The sequence below is a fragment of the Pseudomonas fluorescens genome, from assembly GCF_001902145.1.
Taxonomy (GTDB): domain Bacteria; phylum Pseudomonadota; class Gammaproteobacteria; order Pseudomonadales; family Pseudomonadaceae; genus Aquipseudomonas; species Aquipseudomonas fluorescens_BV.
The window spans coordinates 133,736-157,805 of sequence record NZ_MRST01000015.1; the positions used below are offsets into that span (position 1 = coordinate 133,736).

Genomic DNA, 24,070 nt, shown 5'->3' on the forward strand with positions numbered 1-24,070 from the left:
TCAGGTGACGCTGTTGCGCACTTTGAATTGCGGCTGGTCCCAGGTGGCGTTGTCGAGAATTTCACCGAGGATTTCCACGGCGTCCCACACCTCGGTAAAGCTGGTGTACAACGGCGTGAAACCAAAGCGCATGATCCGCGGCTCACGGTAATCGCCGATCACGCCTCGAGCGATCAAGGCCTGGATCACCGCGTAACCTTCGGGGTGTTCAAAGCTGACGTGACTGCCGCGCCGGGCGTGTTCACGCGGGGTGATCAGTTCCAGGCCGTGGGCGGCGCAACGGCTTTCGACCAACGCGATAAACAGGTCGGTCAATGCCAGGGATTTGCGGCGCAGGCTGGCCATGTCGGTCTGGGCAAAAATCTCCAGGCCGCATTCCACCATGGCCAACGAGGTAATCGGCTGCGTACCGCAGAGGTAGCGGGCAATGCCGGCGCTGGGGGCGTAGGTGGACTCCATGGCGAACTGCCGGGTATGCCCGAACCACCCGGACAACGGCTGGCGCACCACATCTACCAACGCCGGGTTGACCCACACAAACGCCTGGGAGCCCGGGCCGCCGTTGAGGTATTTGTAGGTGCAGCCAATGGCATAATCCGCGCCGGCCTGGTGCAGGTCGACAGGCACCGCGCCCGCTGAATGCGCCAGGTCCCAGATACTCAGCGCGCCACACTCGTGGCTCAGCGCGGTCAGCGCCGCCATGTCGTACATGTAGCCGGTCTTGTAGTTGACGTGGGTGAGCATCACCACCGCCACGTCTGCGTCGATGGCCTGGGGCAGTTCGGCCGGGCTGTTCACCAGACGCAGGGAATAGCCTTGTTGCAGCAGTTCGGCCAAGCCTTCGGCGATGTACAAGTCGGTGGGAAAGTTGCTCGCTTCGCTGACGATAACCTTGCGCGTCGGGGAGCGTTGGCGCTGCACGCTCAAGGCGGCGCTGAGCACTTTGAACAGGTTGATCGAGGTGGTATCGGTGATCACCACCTCGCCCTCCCGCGCACCGATCAACGGCGCCAGGCGATTGCCCAGGCGCTGGGACAAATCGGCCCAGCCGGCGCTGTTCCAACTGCGAATCAGGCCATTGCCCCACTCCTGGGCGATCACCTGTTGTGCCCGTTCCAGCGCCGCCACCGGGCGAGCGCCGAGGGAGTTGCCGTCGAGGTAAATGACCCCATCGGGCAAGGCGAACTGTTGGCGCAGTGGTGCCAACGGGTCCTGGGTGTCTAGGGCTAGGCAATGGCTTCTAGTGGTCATGGGTCGTCCTGGTTTTTATAAGTGAGGATGGGCCAAATAATGAACGAACTTTTAGAGAATTTTCGTGCAAAGTGGTGGGTAAACGACTATTTAAGCTGTAGAAAATTCGAATTTAACCTCCAAACACGCGGATATCTTCCAAGCATGATTCTCGACGCTACCGACCTGCGCCTCCTGCATTTCCTGCAACAGGATGGCCGCATCAGCAACCAGGAATTGGCGGAAAAAGTCGCGCTGTCGCCGTCCGCATGCCTGCGCCGTTTGCGCCTGCTGGAGAGCGAGGGAATCATCAGCGGTTACCGCGCGGTATTGAACGCCGAGCAGTTGGGGATCGAGCTGGAAGCCATCGTGCACCTGTCGTTGCGCCAGGATGTGGAGGACTGGCATGAGACATTCATCAAGAAGGTGCAAGGCTGGCCAGAGGTGGCGAGCGCCTATGTGATCACTGGCGCCAGCAACTATGTGCTGCGGGTGCAGGCGCGCAACCTCAAGCACTTCTCGGACTTTATCGTGAACCACCTGAACCGCACGGCGGGAGTGATGGATATCCGTTCGGAGATAGTGCTGCAGAAGATCAAGGACCGGGATGAGGTGTTGGACCTGGTCGTGCGCAAATAGCACAAACACCCCAAAACCAATGTGGGAGCTGGCCTGCGATAGCGGTGGAACATTCACCACCGCTATCGCAGGCAAGCCAGCTCCCACATTTTGACCGAGTTGATCAGTCTTCCAGGGCACGCACGCGTTGCATCCGTTTCTGCTCTACCGGCGCGGCGGCAGGCTGCAACTCAAAGTCAAAATCAATCTGCGCAAACCGCCCCTGCACGCCAAACTCCCGCGCCAGTTGCGGATCGTCACTGAAGCGAATCTCGGCAATCAGTTCATCCCGGGTGGCATAGGCAAAGTCATCATGCAGGTACGGGTCATCCGACAGGTTGATCTGCGTGGTCAGGTGCCGGTGCCCAGGCGCCGAGATGAAAAAGTGGATATGCGCCGGCCGCTGCCCATGGCGCCCTAGTTGGTCGAGCAACTGCTGGGTCGGCCCGCTCGGTGGGCAGCCGTAGCCCGAAGGCACGATGCTGCGAAAACGGTAGTTGCCCTGGGCGTCGGTCTCGATGCGCCGACGCAGGTTGAATTCCGATTGCGCCGGGTCGAACCACGAATAGGTCCCGCCCGTGTTGGCCTGCCACACATCGACAATCGCCCCTGCCAACGGCTTGCCCTCGGTATCGCGTACTTGCCCGCGCATGAACAACGGCACCGCGTCGTCCTTGCCGTCATCCAGCCGTGCCTCGTACTTGGACAGCGGCGCACCGGCCACGTACAACGGGCCTTCGATGGTGCGCGGCGTGCCGCCAGACTTGCCGGCCTCCTCGTCGGCGGCATCCATCAACAGGTCCAGGTAATGCTCCAGGCCCAAGCCGGCGGCGAGCAGGCCGGCCTCTTGGTTTTTGCCCAGCTCATTGAGGTAGTTGACCGCCTTCCAGAATTCTTCCGGAGTCACTTCCAGGTCTTCGATGATGTTCACGGTGTCGCGCAGGATCCGGTAGATCAGCGCCTTGGTGCGCGGGTTGCCCGCGTCATTGAGGTTACCGCTGGCCTCTTCGAGAAACTGTTGGGCGTGGGCAGTCTGGGACAGGCGGATGGACATGGTGCATTCCTCATCTTGTAGTTATAGGTGGGAGCCGGCTCAGCGGTCGTCCGCATGGATCGACGACGGATGGCGGCACAGCGCATTCACTTCGATGGCCATGTAGGGGAACAACGGCAATTGCATCAGCAGGTCGTGCAGGTCCTGCACGCTGTCGACATCGAACACGCTGTAGTTGGCGTAATGCCCGGCGATGCGCCACAGGTGGCGCCATTTGCCCTCTTGTTGCAGGCGCTGCGCCAAGGCTTTCTCCTCGGCCTTGAGGCTCGCGGCGCGCTCGGGGTGCATGTCGAGGGGCAGGTTCACGGTCATTTTTACGTGGAACAACATGGCAGAGGCCTCTCAGTGTTTGTCACGGCGAAAGAACGCCAGGCGCTCTTCATCGAGCGTCAGGCCCAGGCCCGGCGCAGTGGACACATGCAGCTGGAAATCGCGGTACACCGGTGGCTCGGTGAGGATGTCTTCGGTCAGCAACAGCGGGCCAAACAGCTCGGTGCCCCACGCCAGTGTGTCCAGCGTGAGAAAGGCATGGGCCGAGGCCAGGGTGCCAATGCCCCCTTCAAGCATGGTGCCGCCGTACAAGCCGATGCCGGCCGCTTCGGCAATCGCCGCCGTGCGCAATACGGCGCGCGGGCCGCCGTTCTTGGCGATCTTGAGAGCGAACACCGTGGCCGCGCCTTCGCGGGCCAGGTTGAAGGCGTCTTCGACGCATTCGATAGATTCATCGGCCATGATCGGCACCGGGCTCGACAGGTTGAGCCGGGCCATGCCGCCACGGTTATTGCGTGAGATCGGTTGTTCGATCAGGTCGATACCGTTGTCGCCGAGCACCTTGCATGCCCGCAGGGCCACAGCTTCATCCCAGGCCTGGTTGACGTCGACGCGCACACTGGCGCGCTCGCCCAGGGCTTTTTTGATCGCGATCACATGGGCCAGGTCGCGGTTGACCTCGCCCGCGCCAATCTTCAATTTGAAGAGGCGATGACGGCGCAGGTCGAGCATTTTCTCGGCCTCGCTGATGTCCTGTTCGGTATTACCGCTGGCCAGGGTCCAGGCCACCGGCAACGCATCACGCACACGCCCGCCAAGCAGCTCGCTGACCGGCAGCCCGAGGCGTTTGCCGAGGGCGTCGAGCAAGGCGCTTTCGATGCCGGACTTGGCAAAAGTGTTGCCGCGAATACTGCGCTCCAGACGCAACATCGCCGCGTTGACGTTACTCGCATCCTGGCCGATCAGCAGCGGCGCGAAGTGACGGTCGATATTGACCTTGATGCTGTCGGGGCTCTCGTTGCCGTAGCTCAGACCGCCGATGGTGGTGGCTTCACCGATGCCTTCGATGCCGTCGGTGCAACGCAGACGGATGATAACGAGGGTCTGGTTTTGCATCGTGTGCATCGCCAGCTTGTGCGGGCGAAGGGTGGGCAGATCGACGATGACAGTTTCGATGGACTCGATGGCGCAAATCGGCATGGCAATACCCGTTGGGTTCTTTATAGATTTTCGTCGATTCTGTTCCGCATTTTTTCGGGCTTCCAATATAGAATTGGTCTCGTGCGATACCCTTAAGGTATGAAAGGAGTCGATATGGAACTGCGTCACTTGCGCTATTTCCAGGTGCTGGGCGAAACCCTCAACTTCACCCGAGCTGCCGAACGCTTGCATATCGCCCAGCCGCCTTTGAGCCGGCAGATCCAGCAACTGGAGGATGAACTCGGGGTGGTGCTGCTGGAACGCAGCCGGCCCTTGCGGCTGACCGAGGCCGGACGGTTTTTCTATGAGCATGCCAATGTGTTGCTCGAACAACTGGGCAAGGTCTGCGACACCACTCGGCGCATCGGCCAAGGCGAGAAAACCTGGCTGGGCATCGGCTTTGCGCCGTCGACCTTGTACGGCGTGCTGCCGGAATTGATTCGGCGCCTGCGCACTCACGAGGCCCTGGAGCTGGAGCTGGGTTTGTCGGAGATGACCACCTTGCAGCAGGTCGAAGCGCTCAAGGCTGGCCGCATTGACGTAGGCTTCGGGCGGATTCGCATTGACGACCCGGCCATCGTCCAGCGTGTCCTGGTGGAAGACCGTCTGGTGGCGGTGCTGCCCAGTGGTCACCCCTTGCTCGCCGCCCCCGCCACCCTTGCCCAATTGGCTGCCGAGCCTTTCGTGCTCTACCCCGGCAACCCGCGCCCCAGTTATGCCGACCATGTGATCGCGCTGTTCGACGCCCACGGCTTGAGTGTGAAGGTGGCGCAGTGGACCAACGAATTGCAGACCGCTATCGGCCTGGTGGGCGCAGGTATGGGGGTGACGCTGGTGCCGGCGTCGGTGCAGGTGCTGCATCGGGCGGATATTGGCTATACGCCGGTGGTGGAGGCGACGGCGACTTCGCCGATCATCCTCAGCCAGCGGGTGAATGATCAATCGCCGGGGCTGACTCATTGCCTGCAACTGGTGGAGGAACTGATCTGAGACAGCCCTGACACTACACATCCAATGTGGGAGCGGGCTTGCTCGCGAATGCGGTATACCAGTCGATGCATGTGCCGGCTGACCCAACGCATTCGCGAGCAAGCCCGCTCCCACAGTTTGATCTTCATTGATTTCAGAGGCTGCGCAGGCGCTTGCGCTGCAATGTCTGGCTAGGAGATTCATCGAACAGCTTGCGGTACTCCGCCGAAAACCGCCCCAGGTGCGTAAACCCCCAGCCCAGGGCGATTTCAGAAATAGTGCGCATTGAGCCCTGCTCCAGAATCTCCTGGCGCACCGCCCCCAACCGATGCTTCTTCAGATAAGCCATGGGCGACAGTGCGAAGTACTTGCGAAACGCATCGAACAGTTTGAACCGCGACACGCCCGCAGCCGCCTCCAAGTCTTCCAGGTGCAGCGCTTCACGAGCATTGTCGTGGATGAGTTGGCGCGCACGGATCAGGTAGTGCGGCAGTTTCACCCCCAGCACGTCCCGCAGCTCTTCGGAGTAGTTATTCGGCTGCGCCAGGATCAGCCCCTTGATCAGTGAGCTTTCCAGGTCGCGGGTAAACGCCGCCTGTTCGTACAGTTCACTGCTGCGCTCAAGTTCGGCGATGAAATAACGCGCCATGCGCCACCACGACGCCGGGGCCCCGTCCACGGCATCCATCACCGACTCAAACCGCAGCGGTGCATCGATGGGCCGTTGCAGCAAACCTTCCAGCGACTCGCTCATCGCCGCGCGGGTGATCACCACCTGCAACTTGCGGCAATCACCGGAAATCGCCAGCACCTGATGCTCATTGGGCGAAATGATCACGCCCTGGTCGCGGTTGGAACTGAGGCGCTCACCGTTCTTGCTCAACTCCTGCTCGCCCACCAACGGCAGGCTCAGGCTGTAGCTACTGAAGTGCTCGGCGTCCTCGATGTCGATGGTCACATCGGTGCCGTACTCGATCACGCCCAGGGTGGTGGCGCGGGACTTGAACACGTTGGCGCTGTGGTGAAAGCGCAGGCGCTCAGGGGTTGCCGTCGCCAGGCGATGGGGCCCGCAGATGCCGGACATCCAGCTGCGGGCGCCTTCGAGGTCGAAGCGTTGAATATGAATATCGCGTGTCTGGCTACTCATCAGGGTGCACCCACGGCGGTTAGGCGTTTGCGCGCTCTGGCGGCGCGTCGTTGAACGTCGACAGCAAGTTCCAGGCCACGCCAGCAGCGTGACCACTGGGTGGATAGCAACGGTCGACTATGTGGATAAATCCCAGGGTTTTACGACCATCGCCTGTCATCACAGTAGCGCATGCCGTCACCTGCGCGCACCGCCATGGGTATTTGCTGCCCAATTTTGCGGCCTGCGTTCCCCCATTAAGCGGATAGCCGGCCACCGCCTCGCAGCCTCTTAATGGCTCACCGTTTAGCCATGATCAAAAGGTGCCTCCCATGAGTGGTGCAAGAACCGTCGAGCAGTGGAAATCTTTTATCGAAAGCTGCCTGGACTTTCGCCCGGCCGATGAAGTGTTCCGCATCGCCCGCGACATGTTCACCGAGCCCGAGCTGTTCGACTTGGAGATGGAACTGATCTTCGAGAAGAACTGGATCTACGCCTGCCACGAAAGCGAACTGGCCAATAACCACGACTTCATCACGATGCGCGCCGGGCGCCAGCCGATGATCATCACCCGCGATGGCGAAGGCCGGCTCAACGCGTTGATCAACGCCTGCCAGCATCGTGGCACCACCCTCACCCGCGTAGGCAAGGGTAACCAGTCCACCTTCACCTGCCCGTTCCACGCCTGGTGCTACAAGAGCGATGGCCGACTGGTAAAGGTCAAGGCGCCGGGGGAATACCCGGAAGGTTTCGACAAGGCCACCCGCGGCCTTAAAAAAGCGCGCATCGAAAGCTACAAGGGCTTTGTGTTTATCAGCCTGGACGTGAACGGCAGCAACAGCCTGGAAGACTTCCTGGGCGACGCCAAAGTGTTCTTCGACATGATGGTGGCGCAATCGGCCACCGCTGAGTTGGAGGTGCTGCCGGGTAAGTCCGCCTATACGTACGACGGCAACTGGAAGCTGCAAAACGAAAACGGCCTGGACGGTTATCACGTCAGCACCGTGCACTACAACTACGTGGCCACCGTGCAGCATCGTCAGCAGGTCAACACCGAGAACGGCGCAGGTTCCAGCACGACGCTGGACTACAGCAAGCTCGGCGCCGGCGACGCGAATACCGACGATGGCTGGTTTGCCTTCAACAACGGCCACAGCGTGTTGTTCAGCGACATGCCCAACCCCAGCGTGCGCTCCGGCTACGCCACCATCATGCCGCGCCTGGTAGAAGAACACGGCCAGCAGAAGGCCGAGTGGATGATGCATCGCCTGCGCAACCTGAACATCTACCCCAGCCTGTTTTTCCTCGACCAGATCAGCTCGCAGTTGCGCATCATCCGCCCGGTGGCTTGGAACAAGACCGAGATCATCAGCCAGTGCCTGGGGGTTAAGGGCGAGTCCGACGCCGATCGCGAAAACCGGATTCGCCAGTTCGAAGACTTCTTCAACGTTTCGGGCATGGGCACGCCCGACGACCTGGTGGAATTTCGCGAAGCCCAGCGCGGCTTCCAGGGCCGCCTGGAACGCTGGAGCGACATCTCACGAGGCAGCCATCGCTGGGAGACCGGGCCGACGCCCAACAGCGAGGCCATCGGCATCCAACCGGCGATGACCGGTACCGAGTTCACCCACGAAGGCTTGTACGTCAACCAGCATCGCAACTGGCAGCAGTTTCTGCTCAAGGGTTTGGACCAGCGAGCCCTGGCACTGCGGGAGGTGAAGTGATGAATGCGCAATTGCAGTACCAGATCGAACAGTTCTTCTACCGCAAGTCCGAACTGTGCGACGCCCAGGACTGGGACGCCTACGTGCAGTTGTTCGACCCGCAGAGTGAATTCCACCTGCCGCAATGGGACTCGGAACACGTCTACACCCAAGACCCCAAGCGCGAGATGTCATTGATCTACTACGCCAACCGTTCGGGGCTGGAAGACCGCGTGTTCCGCCTGCGCACCGGCAAGGCCGCCTCGGCCACGCCGATGCCGCGCACCTTGCACCTGATCAATAACCTGCGCATTGCCGAGCAGGCCGACGGCACGTTGGAGGTGCGTTTGAACTGGCATACGTTGTTTTATCGCCTGGCCACGTCCGAGCAGTTTTACGGGCATGCCACGTATCGCCTCAAGCCTGCGGGCGACAGCTGGCTGATCATGCGCAAGCACGCCTTGCTGCTCAACGACACCATCAACTCGGTGCTGGATTTCTATCACCTGTAACGGTGGTGCATCGCCCTGTAGGAGCGAGCTTGCTCGCGAAAAACACAAGTACACCGCGAGCATCCAGGGTGTCGGGCGTCATCGCTGACGTTTTTCGCGAGCAAGCTCGCTCCTACAAGGGGTTCATACTTATCCACGGAGTTATGTGAATGAATCACAAAGTGGCCTTCAGTTTTGCCGATGGCAAGACCCTGTTCTTCCCGGTGGGCGCCAATGAAATCCTGTTGGACGCGGCCCTGCGCAACGGCATCAAGATCCCGCTCGATTGCCGCGAAGGCGTGTGCGGCACCTGCCAGGGGCGCTGTGAGTCCGGCGAATACACCCAGGACTATGTTGACGAGGAAGCCCTTTCCAGCCTCGACCTGCAACAACGCAAGATGCTCAGTTGCCAGACCCGGGTGAAATCCGACGCGAACTTCTATTTCGACTTTGATTCAAGCCTGTGCAATGCCCCCGGGCCCGTGCAGGTACGCGGTACGGTGAGCGCGTTGCAGCAGGTCTCGACCAGCACCGCCATCTTGCAGGTGCAACTGGACCAGCCACTGGATTTTTTGCCTGGCCAATACGCCCGCTTGTCGGTACCCGGCACCGATAGCTGGCGCTCCTACTCCTTCGCCAACCGGCCAGGCAGGCAGTTGCAGTTCCTGGTGCGCCTGCTGCCCGATGGGGTGATGAGCAACTACCTGCGTGAACGCTGCCAGGTCGGTGATGACATGCTGATGGAGGCGCCCTTGGGTGCGTTTTATCTGCGGCATGTCACCCAACCACTGGTACTGGTGGCGGGCGGCACCGGGTTGTCGGCATTGCTGGGCATGCTTGATGAGCTGGCCGTCAACGGCTGCACACAACCCGTGCACCTGTACTACGGCGTACGCGGCGCCGAAGATTTATGTGAAGCGGCGCGTATCCACGCCTACGCGGCAAAAATCCCGAAGTTTCGCTACACCGAAGTGCTGAGCGATGCCTCAGCCGAGTGGAGAGGCAAACGCGGCTACCTCACCGAGCATTTCGACCTGGCCGAATTGCGGGACAGATCGGCGGATATGTATGTATGCGGTCCCCCTCCAATGGTCGAATCCATCCAACAATGGCTGGCGGATCAGGCACTTGATGGCGTTCAGTTGTATTACGAAAAGTTTACCCAGAGTAATATCTGACCCTCAGCAGTTCTGAGGGGCCGATGCGGCGTGCAATCACCCTTGAGAAAAACAAGTAGAAGGGAATGTTAATGGCGGATGACATGGTTAACCCGGTGGGCCTCAAGCGAGGCCTGAAAAACCGGCACATTCAGCTGATCGCCTTGGGAGGGGCGATTGGTACAGGCTTGTTCCTCGGCTCGGCCGGGGTACTCAAGTCGGCGGGGCCTTCGATGATCCTGGGGTATGCGGTAGCCGGGTTTATCGCGTTCCTGATCATGCGCCAGCTTGGCGAGATGATCGTCGAAGAACCGGTAGCCGGCTCCTTCAGCCACTTCGCACACAAATACTGGGGCGGTTACGCGGGCTTCCTGGCGGGCTGGAACTACTGGGTGCTCTACGTGCTGGTGGGCATGGCCGAGTTGACGGCGGTGGGCAAGTACATCCAGTTCTGGTGGCCGGAAATTCCAACCTGGGTCAGCGCGCTGGTGTTCTTTGTCGCGGTGAACCTGATCAACACCCTGAACGTGAAGTTCTTCGGTGAAACCGAGTTCTGGTTTGCGATCATCAAGGTGGTGGCGATTGTCGGCATGATCGTGCTCGGCTGCTACCTGCTGTTCAGCGGCACCGGCGGCCCGCAAGCCTCGATCAGCAACCTGTGGAGCCACGGCGGTTTCTTCCCCAATGGCGGCATGGGGCTGTTGATGTCCATGGCCTTTATCATGTTCTCGTTCGGCGGCCTGGAACTGGTCGGCATTACCGCCGCCGAAGCCAGCGAACCGCGCAAGGTCATTCCCAAAGCGATCAATCAGGTGGTGTACCGCATCCTGATTTTCTACGTCGGCGCACTCACTGTGCTGTTGTCGCTGTACCCGTGGGACCAGTTGCTGCAAACCCTCGGCGCGTCCGGCGATGCCTACAGCGGCAGCCCGTTTGTGCAGATCTTCTCGCTGATCGGCAACGACACCGCCGCCCACATCCTCAACTTCGTGGTGCTGACCGCGGCTTTGTCGGTGTACAACAGCGGCGTGTACTGCAACAGCCGCATGCTGTTCGGCCTGGCCGAACAAGGGGATGCGCCCAAGGCGCTGATGAAACTCAACAAACAAGGCGTGCCGCTGCGGGCGCTGGCGATTTCGGCGCTGGTGACCATGCTGTGCGTGGTGGTCAACTACGTGGCGCCGCACAGTGCGCTGGAGTTGCTGTTCGCGCTGGTGGTTGCTTCGTTGATGATCAACTGGGCGCTGATCAGCCTGACCCACATCAAGTTCCGCAAGGCCATGGGCGAGCAAGGCGTGACGCCATCGTTCAAGACCTTCTGGTTCCCGTTCAGCAACTACCTGTGCCTGGCGTTCATGGTGATGATCATCGGGGTGATGCTGGCGATTCCGGGGATTCGTGAGTCGGTGTATGCGATGCCGGTGTGGGTGGGGATTATCTACGTGGCCTATCGGTTGCGGATCAGAAACGGGAAAGTAGCTGTGGCGCAGTAACCCCTGTGGGAGCGGGCTTGCTCGCGAATGCGGAGTGTCAGCTACACATACGTTGACTGAACTACCGCATTCGCGAGCAAGCCCGCTCCCACATTTTGGATTGCGTTCCAAATGAAAGCCCCGGTAATCCGGGGCTTTTTTATTAGAGCGTGGAACGTACCCGCCACAGTTCGGGGAACAACACCGTGTCGAGCATCTTGCGCAGGTACCCCACGCCTTCAGTACCGCCAGTACCCGGCTGGAAGCCGATGATGCGCTCCACCGTGGTGACATGCCGGAAACGCCACTGGCGGAACGAATCCTCCAGGTCGATAAACTTCTCGGCCAACTGATACAAATCCCAGTAACGGCTCGGGTCGCGATACACCTCGCGCCAGGCCGCTTCCACCGATTCATCGTGCACCGTGGCTGCGGTCGGGTCGCGCTCGGCGCGTTTGGGGTCAATCGCCAACCCCGCCTTGACCATCAGGTTTACGGCCTCGTCATACAGCGACGGCGTGGCAATCGCCACCTGCAATTGCTGCAGCAACTCCGGGCGATGAGCATGGGGCCGCAGCAGCGCCGGGCTTTTGTTGCCGAGGATGAACTCGATTTCGCGGTACTGGAACGACTGGAACCCCGACGACTGCCCAAGGAACGGGCGAATCGCCTTGTACTCCGACGGCGTCATGGTCGCCAGCACCGCCCAGGCGTGCACCAGTTGATCGAAGATCCGCGACACCCGCGCCAGCATCTTGAACGCCGGCGGCAGCTCACCCAGGCGCACATGTTCGCGGGCGGCCTTGAGTTCGTGAAGCATCAGTTTCATCCACAGCTCCGAGGTCTGGTGCTGGATGATGAAGAGCATTTCGTTGTGGTCTGGCGACAGCGGGTGCTGGGCGCTGAGGACTTTGCCCAGGTCCAGGTAGTCGCCATAGCTCATGGACTCGGAGAAATTCAATTCAGCGTTATGCCATTCTTCCGGGGGTTGGTTGTCGGCAGGCTTATAGTCTGGAGAGAAAGGACATTGGCTCATCGCGTGGGCTCCTTGAGTGGGCGGAGAATGGCGCGCACAGGGCTCGCGTCCAGGTTGGCGAAACGCAGCGGCAGCGCGATCAGTTCGTAGTCGCCCTCCGGCACTTCATCGAGCACGATGCCTTCGAGGATCGCCATGCCATGGCGGGCCACGGCGTTGTGGGAATCCATGGTCTTGGACTGTTGCGGGTCCAGGGACGGCGTGTCGATACCGATCAGGCGCACCCCCAGGCTGGCCAACAGCTCAATGGTCTGTGGGGCGATGGCGGTGAAATTCGAATCCCATTCGGTGAGTGGCGCTTGTGGATAAGTGCGCAGCAGCACGCGCTCGGGCAAGTTATCCACACGCCCTTGCAACTGGTGGGGCTGCACCAATGCGCCGCTGCCCAGGCAATGCAGCACCCGGCACGGGCCCATATATACATCCAGCGACACCTCGCCAATCGGTGCACCGTCGGCGCTGTAATGCAGCGGCGCATCCACATGGGCGCCCGTGTGCGGCGATAGGGTTACGCGCCCCACATTCACCGGACACTCCGGGCCGAACTGCCACACCCGTTCTTCCTGAAACGGCGTATCACCCGGCCAGGTCGGGGTGGCCGTGCTCAAGGGCGGGCTGATATCCCACCACGCTTTTATTGGGTTCATTGCAAGGCTCTCACTCGTTACTGAGGTGAATGATACGAGGGAGGGGTGTGAATTTTCTTGCGAATTCTGGCGCGACACGGGAAATCTTTCGCAGTTACTGCGAGGAAACATCGGTTTGATGCACAGATCTGTCGCTCAGATACGCCACGACCTCCTATGGGAGCCGGGCTTGCCCCAATGCCGATCAGTCAAGCGAACACAATGCTCAAAGCAACGAAGATCAAAGGTGGGAGCTGGCTTGTCGGGTCGCCGCATCGCTGCGAAGGCGGCCTGAAAGCCGACCAGGATCTCGGATCAGACCGCGTACATATCCGTTCCTGCGGTAATGGCTGCTATTGGTTCGGCTTTTACAGCGGGTCACTTTCGAAAAGCGCGAACGTAACCAAAGCGCTCTTGCCCCACCACTCGGCACCTCGCCCAGGCTCGGTGTGCCCGTAATCCGCCATGGGTTTGGGGGGCCGCCTGAGATCAAAAGCAGATCAAGATCAAGAGCGGCTCGCTTCGCATCGTGGGTACTGCTGGCAACTGCAAAGTTGTGTAGATACCAATGCCGCGATAGCGGAGTGTCAGGCAATGGAGATGCTCGCTGTGGCACCGTCATCGCGGGCAAGCCCTAATGCCGTTCAGTTAAGGCTTTTTGTAGGAGCGAGCTTGCTCGCGAAAAACTCACAGGCGCCGCGTTCAATCAGGAAACACGCGTTATCGTTGACGTTTTTCGCGAGCAAGCTCGCTCCTACAGAGGGCGATATACGCTTAACTGAACGGCATTAGGGCAAGCCCGGCTCCCACAGGGGACTGCGGTGTTCACGTGACTGCGCTTCTGGGCATCCCAATGTCGAGTTCAGACCATCTGCGCAACGCCCGAGGCCTTAGGGTGCATCTTTTCCTTCCCTGCCTCGGAGTCATCATGTCCAAGCCCATCACCGTACTGCGCGACACTCACCCACTGCCGGTCCTGGATGCCTGCAAATGGGAAAAGCTCGAAGGCGACCCGCACACTGTCAACCTCAACGCCTACACCAGCGAAGACGGCAGCAAGATCATGGGCACCTGGATCTGCACACCGGGCAAGTGGTACGTGGAATACGTGAAGTGGGAATACTGCCATTTCCAGGAAGGCTACTGCGTGATCACGCCTGAAGGCATGGAGCCGATCCATCTGCGCGCTGGAGACATCTTCGTGGTGGAACCAGGCATGAAAGGCACCTGGGAAGTCGTGGAGACCGTGCGCAAGTACTTCGTTTTTGCTTGATCCCCTCACCTGAAAAAGGGTCATCCTGACCCTTTTTGCTTCAGCGCCATGACTTCGTGTCTATGCCCCCGACGCCCCCTCCAAACCACCAAAAAACAAACAACAGTCGTTTTTCCGAGCGATATTTTTCAGCGAACCCCCCGAAAAAAACCGGCATCATGCGCAAAACCACCTGACCACAATCATCAGCCCGCACCTACACTACTTTAGTTATAGATAGTATTAATTTTTGACACCCCTCCCTGCTTCGTATAATTTCATTGGTACCTTGTTAGTACCCAGACTCATTTGATTATAATCAAATGATAATAGGGATATTGGTAAAAGGTGCAGAGGCTCACATTATCTCAACTTTCAATCACCCTTTGTAGAAAATGCCAGGAGAGTTGAATTAGAATCCGGTTGTATTGACTGCACGGCTCTAAGCTATCAAAACCTCTCGTAACACTTACTGCCCGCGGCAGTTGAGACCGCGCTTTTGTATGTAAAAGGACTAGAAAAATGCCTGATAAAACTACGCGCCTGACCATCCTCATCGACGCGCCTACCAAGCAGCGGCTAGAGTCCCTGTCCAACGACGTTGACCTTACTATTTCTCAGGTCATTCGCAAGCTGATTCGCGACCACCTTCAACAACACGAAAACCCCGTTATAACCCCTGTTCGAGAGCCCGCAAAGGGAGACTCTTCGATGTATTCCTGATATATAAATCTGGACATCAGCCTACGTACTGACAATAACTTCTGCCGCGAGAAAGTTTGCGTTTTTGGCGTATCAACACGTCAATTAACAAAGCCATCGCCAAGTTATGATGCATGGAGAGTATCGCCTGTGAAACAGCAACTGCTCGCTTGCTACACTCTTTTGAGCAAACACGTTAACGAGTTGACACGCTCATCAGACGCCCCGCATACCTGCACCTTATTTTTTTCAATAAGTGATAGCACCCACCGTGCGGTGGTTTTTCATATTACGGCTGACAACTTCGAAACTGCCTGGCACTTGGGTGAGCTTGAACTCGAACGTCGCTCTGCCCAGGCAGCACTCCAAAGGACAAATAAAACCGATCGTTCGTGGATTCGCATCGAACGTGCGCTTAACGTGACGCCAATAACCTGGGAACAATTCAGTGAGCGCCTCAAGCGTCACAAGCGCAATTACTTCAGGCACGGCCTTGCATTCGATGCCGATATGCAACTGGCAATCACCGAACAGGAACTGAATGCCAATGCCATCCTGTACGGCGGCAGCGACATTGCCCATGCGACCTTCAATGCAAATAACTTCGCCACCTATGCCAAGCGGCGATTCAGCGGCCCACAGGCCGCAGCGATTGTGGCAAAGCTTGCCCCCGAAACCCGCGTGTTCACCTTCAACACGACCGGCGTATTCTGCGCCGAAGATGGCGTCGCCAACACCCTCAACAGCAGCGGGCCGCAAACCGGCTGGCGTGCCCTGGGAGCACTTGCACCTGATGACGTTCGGGCTTGTATAAACAGCGCATCCGGCTACCTGAGCAAGCAGGTGCAAGACAGCGGGCAGTTTATCTACGGCTACTTCCCATGCTTTGACCGAACCATCAAAAACTACAACACGCTGCGTCACGCCAGCACCACTTACTCGATGATCGAGGCCTGGGCACTGACTGGCGATGAACAGCTTAAGGTCGCTATCGAACGCTCGCTGACCCACCTCACTGAGGTGCTGATCAGGCCCTCTTTGCTGCCCAACGGCAGCGTGGCAGCGTTTCTCATCGACACTGACAATGAGATCAAGCTGGGCGGCAATGCGGTGTGCCTGCTGGCACTGGTCAAGTACAGCGAAGTCACCGGCACTCGCCGTTACCTGCCCCTTCTTGAAGCCCTCGCCAACGGCATGGCCTGGATGCAGGATCCTGTCAGCGGGGCGTTTGTGCACGTGTTGCATGCCCAAGACCTGAGTGTAAAAGAGGCCTTTAGAATTATTTACTACGATGGCGAGGCCGCGTTCGGGTTGATCCGTCTGTATGGGCTGACCCACAACGAGCGCTGGCTGGCCGTGGTGGAGAAAGCCTTCGACTATTTCATCGAGAAAGAGCATTGGCGCGAGCATGACCACTGGCTCAGCTACTGCGTGAACGAACTGACCCACTATCGGCCTGACGAAAAATATTTTCGCTTCGGCCTGAACAACGTCGCGGGCTACCTGGGGTTCGTCCAACAACGCATTACCACCTTTCCTACCTTGCTTGAACTGATGATGGCAGCGCAGCAGATGCTGACGCGCATCGCCCAGCAACCATCACTGCGCCACCTGCTTGAAGAGATTGATCTGCACGCGTTCTACCGCGCGTTGCATCATCGTGCCCGCTACCTGCTCAACGGCTATTTCTGGCCGGAACTGGCGATGTATTTTGCCAACCCTGCGCGCATCGCCGGGGCTTTCTTTATTCGTCATCACGCGTTCAGGGTACGGATCGACGATGTAGAGCACTATCTTTCCGGGCTGATCGCTTACCACCGTTACCTGCTCGATGGCGCCCCCCAGGTCAGTGTGGTCCAGGGCGCAACCGGCCTGGATCGAGCCTGGGATGCTGATACCCTGGCGCAAGTAACCCAGGGCACTTGGGCAACCCCACCGCCGCCCGGCTGGCGTGCAACGGGGCTGACACCCTCCATGCAGTTCTTCAAGCCGCACCGGATCCTGAGTCGCCATCCCAGCCGGGTCGGCCCCAATGAGGCGCAATCGGCACAACGCTGGGCCCAGGCCAAACCCGAACGTCGACCGTCAGCCTTCCTGTGTGTAGACCCGACGCCCTACCTGGGCAGTGGGCTGCCGGTATTGCAAGTTGCCGACACCAGCGAGGCCATGTTGCAGATGGGCCGCCACGCCCGGCAGCACTTCAGTGGAACAGTGTTCGGTGTGACCGGCAGTTTCGGCAAGACCACCGTGGTAGCAATGCTTGCACAGGCGTTGAAACCCTGGGGTAACGTGGGCCAGACCGAAGCCAACGCCAACCTGCCCCATGGCATTGCCTGGAACCTGGCGAGCATGACTGAGCCGGCAGAATTCTGGGTGCTGGAAATGGCCGTCGGGCGTATGCCGATCAACTCGGCGCTGGTTCGCCCGCAGGTTGCCGTCGTCACCGGCATCGCACCGGCGCACTTGGAGTATCACGGTACCCTGGAAAACCTGGCGCGCAAAAAAAGTGCGATCTTCGCCTCCATGGCCCCGGGTGGTCATGCCGTACTCTGTCGCGACATGCCTTACTACGAACTGTTCGCCGAAGCCGCCGAGGTGGCCCGATTGCACGTGATCAGCTTTGGCGAACACCCCGAAGCGGACCTGCGCTTGCTGGACTGGCGCAGCGAGCAAACTCAGGTGACCGTCAACGCAGTCATCGCCGGGCAACCGTTGAGCTTCAGCCTGCAGGCACGCGGCAAGCACATGGCACTCAATGCCCTGGCGGTACTGGCGGCGCTATCCGCACGCGGGCTCGCGGTCGAACAGGCGCTGGAAACACTGGGCGCATTCATGCCCGTCGAAGGCCGTGGCAATACCCTGTCAATCAGTTGCACAGGCGGTCATTTCCAACTGATCAACGATGCCTACAACGCCAACCCGGGCTCGATGAATGCAGCCCTGCGCTCAATGATCGATGTGCCCGCCCCACCGCAACACCGTGTGCTGGTGCTGGGGGATATGCTCGAACTCGGTGCCGACGCCCAGCGTTATCACTTGGAGATGGCCGAGTCTTTGCGGGCGGTAGCGCCAAGGCATGTAGTGTTGTGCGGCCCGTTGATGCACGCGCTGTACCTGTCGCTGTGTGATGAGCTGCCGGTGCAATGGTTCGAGAATGCCAAGGCGCTGACCCAGGCGCTGGCGAACGACCCGCACCCGTGGTTTCAACCGGGCGATTGGGTCATGGTCAAGAGCTCGGGCGGGACGGGGTTGTCGCAGCTGTGTGACGGGTTGACCTCACGCGAACAGCCGGTGCCGGCCTAGCCCTAATGCCAGTCAGTTAAGGTTTTTTTGTAGGAGCGAGCTTGCTCGCGAAAAACTCACAGGCGCCGCGTTCATTCAGCAAGCACGCGTTATCGTTGACGTTTTTCGCGAGCAAGCTCGCTCCTACAACTGGCATCAGGCCTAGCCCGCGCACTGCGCGGCGGTCTTCAGCCCGATGTCATGGCGCAACTGGTGAAAGGCCGTCGGCACGCCCTGCGCCTTGATCAAATGCGCCTGGTGCCCGGCCCGCATCAGCGCCTGGAAGAAAGTTTCCTGCAGGGCAAACGGTGCAACCTGATCGTCCGGGCTGCCAATCACATACAGCGGCCGTGTGGGCGCGACGGCAATGCCATCGATGTGCCGGGCCGGGTCATAAGGGTGCAGCAACCCATTGGTGTCACGCCCAGGCCTTGAAGGCAGGCCTTTGCTTTGGCGGATCATCTGCGCGCGCTGCACCAGAGAGAAAGCACCGGAGGTCATCACCGCGCATTTCACGTCGGTACGACCCAGCGTCAACAATGCAGCGGCGACCGTAGCGCCGCCACTGTGCCCGAGCAACACGAACTGCCCAATGCCATAGCGCTCGCGCAACTGATCCAGTGCGCCATCGAGCGCAATGAACTCCTGCGCCTGGCGCCGTTGCCCATGGTTGCCGCTGGAACCGTAGGTACCGGGGCGGGCCACGATCACCAAGGGCACAGCCGCGCGTTTGGTCAGCGCCCTGGCCTGGCTGACTTTAGCGGCCAGGGTGTTGCCGGCAATCGCCTGCGGCGCGCGATGCATCTCGCTCGTGCGATCGCCATGAAACATCACAATCACCACGGGCGCACGCTCCAGGGCGTCGCCAGCGAAGTAACGAATGCACGCATCGCCTCGGGCAGTCTCGACCCACAGCGCCGAACCTGGCTCAGTGCAGGTGGCGCGGTCGGCGGGGGCATTCCAGCGCAGCGGGGTCTTGGCGTCATCGAACGCCTGCGCACAGGACGCACAGGCCAACGCCAGGCCGAACAGTACACCGGTGCTGAACGTTCTACCCACCCTGCCTCCCTAGCGTTCTCGCAACGCTTCGCGTGCCCGATTCATCGGTTTGATCAGGTAGTCGAGCACGGTTTTCTGACCGGTCTTGATGTCCACCGAGGCGATCATGCCGGGCACAATCGAGAACGTTTTTCCGGCCTTGTTCTTCAAGGTGTCGGCATCGGTGCGAATAAACACCCGATAGTAAAAAACTTCCGGTTTGACTTCGTCCTGGATGGTGTCCGGCGAAATGGTCACCACCTTGCCGTCCATGCCGCCGTAAATGGCATAGTCGTAGGCCGTGATCTTGACCTTGGCCACCTGGTCGGGATGGATGAAGGCAATGTCTCTGGGTGAGACTCGCGCCTCGATCAGCAGCTGTTCATCCAGCGGCACAATCTGCATCAGCCGCCCATTGGGAGGAATGATCCCGCCGATGGTAGTGACCTCGATATCCTTGACGATACCGCGCACCGGCGAGCGCAAGGTCAGGCGGGTTACGGAGTCCGAACGCCCGCGCATCACCGACGACAGCGTCTGGACATCCGCGTTGACCTTGGCCAGGTCCTCACCGGCGCGCACCATGTAATCGGAGCGCGCCTGGCTGAGTTTCAATTCCAGCTCGGCCTTCTGGCGCTTGAGACGCAGCACCTCGACATTGCTGGCAGCCCCGACCTTGGCCAGGTTCTCGGTAATTTCCAATTCACTGCGCACCAGCCCCAGGGAAGAACGCACACCGGCCAGGGACTCCTCCAGGCCTTTGCGTCGGGTGTTGAACAGATCGGTTTCAGCGCTGATCAGCGCCGGGTAACGGGCCAGCTCCGCTGGGAACGCCAACGGCTTGCTATTCACTTCCGCCTGCAACCGCGCCACGCTGGCCAGGGACGCGCGGTACTTGGAGGCGCTTTCATCGAAGTTGGATTCGGTCTTGGTCGGATCAAGCCTGGCCAGGACCTGCCCCTGCTTGACGATATCGCCCTCCCCCACATTCAGCTCCGTCACGATCCCGCCTTCCAGGGACTGAATGATCTGCTCGCGCGAGGTCGGAATGACCTTGCCGCTGCCGGTGGATACCTCGTCTACTTCAAACACGTAGGCCCAGGCGCCAAATGCGACAAGCATGACTGCAACCCACGCCACCACCCGTGTAGCGCGCAGCACCGTGCTGTCATCCACGGCCTCGTGGGGGCGCCCGATGTGTTCGTCTTCACTGGCAAGCAGGGGGATTGTTTTCAGCGCATGGGTTTTCACTGGTTTTTCCCCTTGGGTTTGGATAGCCGCGCAATGGCGTTGTCCTTGCTGTCATCGACGATGACCTGGCCGTTGTCGACCACGATGATGCGGTTGACCAGGCTCAATACACTCATGCGGTGAGTGGCGATGATCAGCGTGCGATGGGCCGCCCAGCGGTCCAGGTTCTGAATCAATTGGCGCTCGGTGGCCTCGTCCAGGGACGCGGTGGGCTCGTCGAGCAGGACGATATGCGGTTGGCGAATGATCAAGCGCGACAACAGCAACGATTGGCGCTGGCCACCAGAGAGGCCGAGGCCGCCTTCGAGGATCAGGTGGTCCATGCCGTCGGCGAATTTACCGATGAAGTCGCCGGCTCCGGTCATCGCCAGGGCCTGGAGGATTTCCTGATCCGATGCATGGGGCGCCCCCATGATCAGGTTGTCACGCAGGGTGCCGTGGAACAGACGCGAGTTTTGTGTCATCAACCCCACATCCCGGCGCACGTCCGCCGGGTCGATATGGCCCAGGGCAACTCCGTCGAGGCTGATGTTTCCACCCTTGAGATCGAGCATTCCGGCCAGGGCCTGCAGCAAGGTCGATTTGCCCGCGCCGTTACGGCCAAGAATAGCGATACGCTCGCCCGGCTGGATCTGCAAATCCGCCACCAACAACGCCGGCACCGGCGCTTCGTCGCAATACTGAAAGGCCGCCTGCTTGAGCACGTAGTGACCTCGCACCACCGGTAAATGCACGCGCTTGCTGCCTTCAGCGTGGTCCACCGGCAATTGCATGATGTGGTTCAAACTCTGCAGCGCCACCTTGGCCTGCTGCCAGCGCGTGAGTACCTGGGTGATCTGCGACATCGGCGCCATCATGCGCGAGGCCAGAATCGAGGCGGCCACCAGGCTGCCGGTGGTCATATCGCTGGCCATGACCATGGGCGCCCCGAACACCACGACCACGGCAAACACCGAGCCCTGGACGTTGTTGCTCCACGCCACCAATTTATTGGTGAGCAGGCGCAGGCGCAGGCTGGCATCACCACAGGTGGCGTTGTAATGGTTCCATTGCTGCGAAAAACGCTGCTCGGCTTGCAGGGCCTTGATGTCGTCAAGGCCTTGTACGGTTTCGACCAGCATCGCGCTGCGCAACGCGCCTTCACGCATCGACTCGGAGGCCAAGGCCGCGAGTTTTTTCTGCGCCAGCAAGCCCGGCACCACCAGAAACAGCACGGCCACCAAGGGTACGGCCACCAGCGGACCGGCGATCAACCAATAGATCACCAGAAACAGTAGGAAAAACGGTAGGTCCGCCAGCGCGGTCGCCGTGCTTGAGGTGATCAGTTCACGCAGTTGCTCCAATTCCTTGAGCTGAGAAATAAACGACCCCGTGGACTTGGGCCGGGCGCTGTTGCGCAGGCGGATGGCGTGCCCGAACACCAGGTCCGAGACGCGCAAGTCGGCGCGTTTGCCGAGCATGTCGGTGATGCGCACGCGGGTGATGCGCATGATGAAATCAAAGACCAGCGCCAACATCACCCCGCCGAACAGTACATACAGGGTGGGCATGGATTCGGCAGGAATGACGCGGTCATACACTTGCATGGAAAAGAGCACCCCGGCCAGGCCAAGTACGCTGGTGACCAGGGACGCCAGCATCACGTAGCCATACGGCCGCAGGTCGCGCAGCACGATGGCGCTGAACCAGTTCTTTTGGTACGGCTTGATGTAGTCGTCGACGCGCGTGTCGCGCACCGCGCGCATTGGCCGCAAGATCACCGTCTTGCGTGCCTGTTCAAGCAATTCGCGGCGGCCCAGACGGCTTTGCAAACCGCCATCACCGCTGTAGGCGATGCCGATGCTGTCATCCTCACCGATGAGCTCCAGCACACCGACCTGCCCGTCCGCAAACTGCACCACCAGCGGCAACTGGCGCTGCATCAGGGTCGAGGCGCAAAAGTCGCCGATCACGCAATTCAACCCGGCCTGACGCGCCATACGCCGCACCACGTCTTCCACCGACGCGCTGTCGCTCCATTGGGCTGCCAGGCGTACGCTTTGCGCTGAACACTCCAGGCGGTAATGGCGAGCCACCCCAAGAACTGCTTCCAGCCATACCTCGTAATCGAACGTTGGTGGCGGGGTGTGGGGAGGCTGCACGGCACTCAGGTCATCTTCAAGTTTCACCGCTTCATTCATGGCCGAATCTCCACACCCTGCAGGGTGCTGTTGTCCAAATGGAACGCCGTGCGAAGCCCGCCCGTGTTGTAGAGGCAATCGATATTCAGGCGACGCAGGTCAGCCGCGGTGTTTTCCCGATCCATGCGCGCCTGGTGGATTTCCTGCTCGGCATTGAGCAAGTCGAGCAACGGCCGTGTCCCCAGCTCAAGATATTGCTGGCGATAAAGGTCACGGGTTTCGGAGATGCTGCGCTCACGAAAATCCAGGGTCGACAGACGTTGCGACAGGCTTGAGATCTGGTCGCGGGCTTCGAGCAAGCCTTGGCGAACGGCAAGCCGCGCGGCGTCGTTGGCCGCCTCGGCCGAGCGCAGCGCCTGTTGGGCCGCGGTTTTGCGCGCGGTGATTGCGCCGCCCTGGTACAGCGGCATCTTCACGTTGAGAAACACGCCATAACGGGTGCGATCGCGGCCGCCGGGCAGGTTGCTCTCGTCGTTGTTGTCCAGGTAGTGCGTGATGGACGGGTCCAGCGACACCGTGGGCAAGGCTTCGGCACGCGCCTGTGCAATCAGTGCCAGGGCATCGACCCGCTGAGCCTGGGCGATCAGCAACGTTGGCGTGACTGCTGCATCGGGTACCACGCCCACGCAGGACTGTTCCAGGCTGGCAGGAAAATCGCTGGTCACGTTCACCGGCGACTGGGCCCCGAGCAAACTGCTCAAGGTGCTGCGCCAGCGGTTGAATTGCGCGGTGAACTGCATTTGGGTCGCCATTGACGCCTCGACCCGCGAGCGGGCCTGGATCAGATCGGAACGGGTGCTGGCGCCCATATCGCTGCGTTTTTTGGCCAATTCGGCAATCGCCGAAATGCCCTCGATCTGCTCGCGGGCCACGGTCACCAGGCGTTGCGAGCGTTGCAGTTCGATCATTGCAAACGAGGTGTCGCGGGCCACCTGGTCAATCGACAACAGGATCGCCGCCTGGCTACCGCTGACCCGCGCCAGTGCGCTGTCCACGGAGCTGGAAACCTTGCCGAAGTCATAGAGCATCTGCGACGCCGACAACGAAAACGCTCGGCTTTGGCCATTGCCACTCAAGCCGCTGTCGTAGCCCGAGTTGAAGCCGCCGCTGACTTGCGGGTAATAGCCGGAACGGGCGATGTTCACGTTCTCGTTTTGTTGGTACAGCTGTCCGATCGCCTCGGCAATTGCCGGGTGCCACTCTACGGCCAACTGAATGGCGCGCATGAGGTCAAGGTTGCTCGGTATGTTGCGCTGGGGTGCCACCGGTGCGCTGACGCCCGTTGGCCCTCCCGGTAAATTCGTGCCCAGGTTGCTGGGGCTGATGATGTTGACGGGTTCTTCATCGTCGAAAAGCGACGTGGCCATGACCGGCTCAATCCCTGGCGCGATCATTGCGGCTGCCAGAACCGTG

Annotated in this window: 20 protein-coding genes; 9 read left to right on the forward strand and 11 right to left on the reverse strand. The window is 60.1% G+C overall.

From position 1 onward, the window contains the following. Positions 1-1,251, reverse strand: coding sequence for a kynureninase (kynU, locus tag BUE92_RS03225; protein WP_073521897.1), 1,251 nt, complete (start codon positions 1,249-1,251; stop codon positions 1-3). 144 nt (positions 1,252-1,395) lie between these two features. Between kynU and BUE92_RS03230 the strand changes: the two genes are divergently transcribed. After that, positions 1,396-1,869: an Lrp/AsnC family transcriptional regulator gene (locus BUE92_RS03230; RefSeq protein WP_003176072.1), complete on the forward strand. Its 474-nt coding sequence runs from the start codon at positions 1,396-1,398 to the stop codon at positions 1,867-1,869. A 103-nt stretch (positions 1,870-1,972) separates the two neighbouring features. On the opposite strand, the gene catA is transcribed toward BUE92_RS03230, so the two are convergent. The 3 genes from catA to BUE92_RS03245 are packed head-to-tail and all read right to left on the reverse strand — an operon-like array spanning position 1,973 to position 4,372. Continuing rightward, entirely contained in the window at positions 1,973-2,902 is a 930-nt protein-coding gene (gene catA / locus BUE92_RS03235; protein WP_073521898.1) for a catechol 1,2-dioxygenase, read from the reverse strand. A gap of 39 nt (positions 2,903-2,941) precedes the next feature. Next, positions 2,942-3,232 (reverse strand): muconolactone Delta-isomerase, encoded by a 291-nt coding sequence (gene catC, locus BUE92_RS03240; RefSeq protein WP_014719906.1) that lies wholly within the window; start codon positions 3,230-3,232, stop codon positions 2,942-2,944. Between the two features lie 12 nt (positions 3,233-3,244). After that, a complete protein-coding gene (locus tag BUE92_RS03245; RefSeq protein WP_073521899.1) occupies positions 3,245-4,372 on the reverse strand; it encodes a muconate cycloisomerase family protein in 1,128 nt (375 codons plus the stop codon). Between the two features lie 114 nt (positions 4,373-4,486). On the opposite strand from BUE92_RS03245, the gene BUE92_RS03250 reads away from it, so the two are divergent. Next, positions 4,487-5,362 (forward strand): LysR family transcriptional regulator, encoded by an 876-nt coding sequence (locus tag BUE92_RS03250; protein WP_073521900.1) that lies wholly within the window; start codon positions 4,487-4,489, stop codon positions 5,360-5,362. A gap of 133 nt (positions 5,363-5,495) precedes the next feature. On the opposite strand, the gene BUE92_RS03255 is transcribed toward BUE92_RS03250, so the two are convergent. Then, a complete protein-coding gene (locus BUE92_RS03255) occupies positions 5,496-6,488 on the reverse strand; it encodes an AraC family transcriptional regulator (protein ID WP_073521901.1) in 993 nt (330 codons plus the stop codon). A gap of 311 nt (positions 6,489-6,799) precedes the next feature. On the opposite strand from BUE92_RS03255, the gene antA reads away from it, so the two are divergent. The 4 genes from antA to BUE92_RS03275 all read left to right on the forward strand — a co-directional run bounded on the left by antA (position 6,800) and on the right by BUE92_RS03275 (position 11,311). Then, positions 6,800-8,191 (forward strand): anthranilate 1,2-dioxygenase large subunit, encoded by a 1,392-nt coding sequence (gene antA / locus BUE92_RS03260; protein WP_073521902.1) that lies wholly within the window; start codon positions 6,800-6,802, stop codon positions 8,189-8,191. Further along, positions 8,191-8,682, forward strand: coding sequence for an anthranilate 1,2-dioxygenase small subunit (gene antB, locus BUE92_RS03265; RefSeq protein ID WP_073521903.1), 492 nt, complete (start codon positions 8,191-8,193; stop codon positions 8,680-8,682). Before antA ends, antB begins: the two co-directional genes overlap by 1 nt. A gap of 149 nt (positions 8,683-8,831) precedes the next feature. After that, entirely contained in the window at positions 8,832-9,839 is a 1,008-nt protein-coding gene (gene antC, locus BUE92_RS03270) for an anthranilate 1,2-dioxygenase electron transfer component AntC (RefSeq protein WP_073521904.1), read from the forward strand. Between the two features lie 71 nt (positions 9,840-9,910). Further along, the gene (locus BUE92_RS03275; protein ID WP_073521905.1) at positions 9,911-11,311 is read left to right on the forward strand and encodes an amino acid permease; all 1,401 of its coding nucleotides are present in this window, start codon (positions 9,911-9,913) and stop codon (positions 11,309-11,311) included. Between the two features lie 142 nt (positions 11,312-11,453). Here BUE92_RS03275 and kynA read toward each other — a convergent pair whose 3' ends face one another. Both kynA and kynB read right to left on the reverse strand, forming a co-directional pair. Then, the gene (gene kynA / locus BUE92_RS03280) at positions 11,454-12,326 is read right to left on the reverse strand and encodes a tryptophan 2,3-dioxygenase (RefSeq protein ID WP_073521906.1); all 873 of its coding nucleotides are present in this window, start codon (positions 12,324-12,326) and stop codon (positions 11,454-11,456) included. Further along, positions 12,323-12,973, reverse strand: a complete 651-nt coding sequence (gene kynB, locus BUE92_RS03285) for an arylformamidase (protein ID WP_073521907.1) — start codon at positions 12,971-12,973, stop codon at positions 12,323-12,325. Before kynB ends, kynA begins: the two co-directional genes overlap by 4 nt. Positions 12,974-13,880: 907 nt before the next feature. Here kynB and BUE92_RS03295 point away from each other — a divergent pair. The 3 genes from BUE92_RS03295 (at position 13,881) to BUE92_RS03305 (ending at position 18,209) form a co-directional block, all read left to right on the forward strand. Next, positions 13,881-14,225 (forward strand): cupin domain-containing protein, encoded by a 345-nt coding sequence (locus tag BUE92_RS03295; protein ID WP_003230905.1) that lies wholly within the window; start codon positions 13,881-13,883, stop codon positions 14,223-14,225. 501 nt (positions 14,226-14,726) lie between these two features. After that, positions 14,727-14,927 (forward strand): hypothetical protein, encoded by a 201-nt coding sequence (locus tag BUE92_RS28675; protein WP_073521909.1) that lies wholly within the window; start codon positions 14,727-14,729, stop codon positions 14,925-14,927. A gap of 399 nt (positions 14,928-15,326) precedes the next feature. Continuing rightward, positions 15,327-18,209 carry a Mur ligase family protein gene (locus BUE92_RS03305; RefSeq protein WP_256673932.1) on the forward strand — a complete coding sequence of 961 codons (2,883 nt, stop codon included), beginning with the start codon at positions 15,327-15,329 and terminating at the stop codon, positions 18,207-18,209. Between the two features lie 141 nt (positions 18,210-18,350). Here the strand turns inward: BUE92_RS03305 and BUE92_RS03315 are convergent, their stop codons facing one another. The 4 genes from BUE92_RS03315 to BUE92_RS03330 are packed head-to-tail and all read right to left on the reverse strand — an operon-like array spanning position 18,351 to position 24,051. Then, on the reverse strand, positions 18,351-19,247 hold the full coding sequence (locus BUE92_RS03315) for an alpha/beta hydrolase family protein (RefSeq protein ID WP_371915179.1): 897 nt from the start codon (positions 19,245-19,247) through the stop codon (positions 18,351-18,353). Positions 19,248-19,256: 9 nt separating this feature from the next. Further along, the gene (locus BUE92_RS03320; protein ID WP_073521922.1) at positions 19,257-20,423 is read right to left on the reverse strand and encodes an HlyD family efflux transporter periplasmic adaptor subunit; all 1,167 of its coding nucleotides are present in this window, start codon (positions 20,421-20,423) and stop codon (positions 19,257-19,259) included. Positions 20,424-20,473: 50 nt separating this feature from the next. Then, positions 20,474-22,657: a type I secretion system permease/ATPase gene (locus BUE92_RS03325; protein ID WP_073521912.1), complete on the reverse strand. Its 2,184-nt coding sequence runs from the start codon at positions 22,655-22,657 to the stop codon at positions 20,474-20,476. Continuing rightward, on the reverse strand, positions 22,654-24,051 hold the full coding sequence (locus BUE92_RS03330; protein ID WP_073521913.1) for a TolC family outer membrane protein: 1,398 nt from the start codon (positions 24,049-24,051) through the stop codon (positions 22,654-22,656). Before BUE92_RS03330 ends, BUE92_RS03325 begins: the two co-directional genes overlap by 4 nt. Positions 24,052-24,070: the final 19 nt, after the last annotated feature.